The organism is Sporomusa sp. (assembly GCF_035561155.1).
Classification (GTDB): Bacteria; Bacillota; Negativicutes; order Sporomusales; family Sporomusaceae; genus Sporomusa.
Map to the genome: position 1 here is coordinate 1 of NZ_DATMYD010000112.1, position 2972 is coordinate 2972.

Consider the following 2972-nt stretch of genomic DNA (forward strand, 5'->3'; position numbering starts at 1 on the left):
TGAAACCAGCCTTAAGATGAGGTCTGTCATTCGAAAGAAGTAAGGCCCCTTGTAGATGACAAGGTTGATAGGCCAGATGTGTAAGTGGCGCAATCCACTCAGCTGACTGGTACTAATAGGCCGAGGACTTGACTTAACAACCTCGTTTGCACGAAGCAGCGAACCATATTGTCGGGAGCCGATAGGCGAAACGAGAATATGTGTGAGTCGCTTAGTTAGAGCGGAGCGATAACATCATAAATGTATCTTTTAGCTCTGAATTAGCGACCAGTATCTAATATGCGCAATGCTTTTCTTCTGTGAAGTTTTCAGGGAATGTACCCAATAGGGATGTTCACCTGCGACGCCCCGTGATGGGGCTAGTATCGATCGCACCATGGATGGTGTGGCGATCGATGAACTACATATCCAGTGACGATAGCTGTGGGGTTCCACCTGTTCCCATACCGAACACAGTAGTTAAGCCCACAAACGCCGAAGGTACTTGGCTGGAAACGGCCTGGGAGATTAGGAAGTTGCTGGTTAGATTAGCACTCACGAAAGTGAGTGCTTTTTTGTTATATATAGCGCAAAGACTTAGACCGTTCAGAGTGCTCCAGCTGCTAGGCGGAGGGAAGACGTAATTAAAATAAAAAGCACTCGCATGAGTGCTTTTTATTTTGATTATTCTTCAATTATTTCGGAAAAATAGATTACAGTTACAGTATCGTCTGAATGAATTGACTTTTGATAAATCTTTTCAAAAAAACTAAGTAATTCTTCTATTGACTTTATCTCAGGGTTTTGATGATCCAAATCATGTGTAGTAAGGTCAGAAAACTTCTTTATTAATACCCGATCAACCATAGCGGGATATAATTTTCTTTTGGTTTTAAACTTTTCGCCGACTGTTACCCAAACTACAGAGTTTTCTGGATAGGTGCTTCTCATATCTCCCAGACGAACAGTACAGTTTTTTTGACGACTAATTAACAACTTCTCGTGATTCGGTGATTGAAAGTTAAGTGCAAACATAAATTCCCTCCTCGTATAGTTCTAGATATTACTTTATATAACATTATATTCCTTAATTAAGAGTTTATCAAAGAAAAAATAATTAATACTCTTAAAGCATTCTGGTATAATGTAGGAAATCTGAGATATTGCCGGACATACCGGTGTTGGTGAGGTACCTGGTGGTGAGAGCATCAGGAAAACTCTTTCAGGACGCGCAAGATGGGACTTGGAAGCCGTGATGACTCAATGGCTATGCAATATCTGATTTCTCGCTGGAAGTTTGACAACAAGCGCCCCTGTATGGTTCGTTAAAAAAGGATATGGGTACGATTGTCTATAAATACAGTAATATTAGGAGGTTATGGTAAATATGAAAATTGGATTTATTGGACTAGGGATTATGGGTAAACCCATGAGCAAAAATTTAATTAAAGCCGGCTATGAGCTTGTCGTGCTTGACATGAACCAAGGTGCTGTTGATGAAGTTGTTGCTACCGGAGCTACATTTGCTGCAACTCCCAAGGCTGTGGCTGAGCAGGCTGACATTATCATTACCATGCTGCCTAATTCTCCTCAGGTCAAACAAGTGGTGCTTGGGCAAAATGGTGTAATCGAAGGCGCTAAGCCAGGTGCAGTTGTAGTGGATATGAGCTCAATTGCGCCGCTAGTGAGCCGTGAAATAGCCAAAGAACTTGCTGAGAAAGGCGTTGAACTTCTAGATGCCCCAGTTAGCGGCGGTGAGCCTAAGGCAATTGATGGTACTCTTTCGGTTATGGTTGGCGGTAAGAAAGAGGTATTTGAAAAATGCTACCCTGTTATGAAAGCTATGGCAGGCTCTGTCGTGCTTACCGGTGATGTCGGGGCTGGTAATGTAACAAAACTCGCTAACCAAATCATTGTAGCTATCAATATTGCAGCTATGTCGGAAGCGCTTGTTTTAGCAAGCAAGGCCGGTGTTGAACCGGAATTGGTTTATCAGGCTATTCGTGGTGGTTTGGCAGGAAGTACTGTGCTTGATGCTAAGGCTCCGCTAGTGATGGATCGAAACTTTAACCCAGGGTTTCGTATTAATCTGCACATCAAGGATCTTGCCAACGTATTGGAGACTTCCCATGAAGTAGGAGTGCCACTCCCGCTTACTACTGCCGTTATGGAGATGATGCAAGCCCTGAAAGTAGATGGGATGGGCGACAATGATCATGGCGGCCTAATACAATATTACGAAAAGCTGGCAAAAGTAGAAGTCAAACGCTAGAATCGATAAGTTCATTTTTTCCTATTATTTGGGGAAATTTGTGTAATGTAGTGGCAAAGTTGTAATGAATAAAAAAACGGCGATCTTTTAGGTTGTCGCTTTTTTCTGTGCAGTAGTCTTTGTTTTCAGGCGAAATAGCAATCCCGACAGGCAAACGTGTGGGTATCTTTAACAATACTTTACCTAAAAATATAGTTGACTTTGCGCGAAGTCGATGCTATTATATACAAGCTGTCAGTTTCTCGACAGTACATCATAAAAATATTATGTTGACACGATAAAGTAAACGTGATAACATATATAAATGTCGCTAGTGTAATGTAGTGATATAAAAAAGCAACAACGTTCCCTGAAAACTGAACAATGTAAAGTAATGCATCATAAAATGCCAGATGTGCGTTGTGCTACTTGTAGCACAAACAAAACAATTTTTTTTGATTTAAACGAGCCGATAAAACGGCTTCAATATAATGTAGTCACAATGTGACTTTGAACTTTTGCCTGTTGCGTCTGATCAAGGAGTAAGTCTTCCTTAATTAAGATAGCTGCAGGGATAAGCAAAGAAGCATATAGACGTCATACTTTATTGGAGAGTTTGATCCTGGCTCAGGACGAACGCTGGCGGCGTGCCTAACACATGCAAGTCGAACGGAGTATTCAGCAATGGATACTTAGTGGCGAACGGGTGAGTAACGCGTAGACAACCTGCCTCTAAATTGGG

General features: G+C 41.7%; 2 protein-coding genes and 3 rRNA genes. 4 read left to right on the top strand and 1 reads right to left on the bottom strand.

Annotated features, from left to right (window positions below; genetic code table 11):
- Together VN447_RS15595 and rrf are read left to right on the top strand one after the other, a co-directional pair.
- Nucleotides 1–136 (top strand): 23S ribosomal RNA (locus VN447_RS15595); the annotation flags it as partial.
- Nucleotides 137–407: 271 nt separating this feature from the next.
- Nucleotides 408–524 (top strand): 5S ribosomal RNA (rrf, locus tag VN447_RS15600).
- 139 nt (nt 525–663) lie between these two features.
- On the opposite strand, the gene VN447_RS15605 is transcribed toward rrf, so the two are convergent.
- The gene (locus VN447_RS15605) at nt 664–1014 is read right to left on the bottom strand and encodes an ASCH domain-containing protein (protein WP_325526269.1); all 351 of its coding nucleotides are present in this window, start codon (nt 1012–1014) and stop codon (nt 664–666) included.
- A gap of 352 nt (nt 1015–1366) precedes the next feature.
- Between VN447_RS15605 and garR the strand changes: the two genes are divergently transcribed.
- Nucleotides 1367–2251, top strand: a complete 885-nt coding sequence (garR, locus tag VN447_RS15610; RefSeq protein ID WP_325526270.1) for a 2-hydroxy-3-oxopropionate reductase — start codon at nt 1367–1369, stop codon at nt 2249–2251.
- Nucleotides 2252–2834: 583 nt separating this feature from the next.
- Nucleotides 2835–2972 (top strand): 16S ribosomal RNA (locus VN447_RS15615); the annotation flags it as partial.

Coding starts and splice junctions, on each gene's coding strand:
- VN447_RS15605 (WP_325526269.1), bottom strand. CDS start 1,014: ATGTTTGCACTTAACTTTCAATCACCGAATCACGAGAAGTTGTTAATT.
- garR (WP_325526270.1), top strand. CDS start 1,367: ATGAAAATTGGATTTATTGGACTAGGGATTATGGGTAAACCCATGAGC.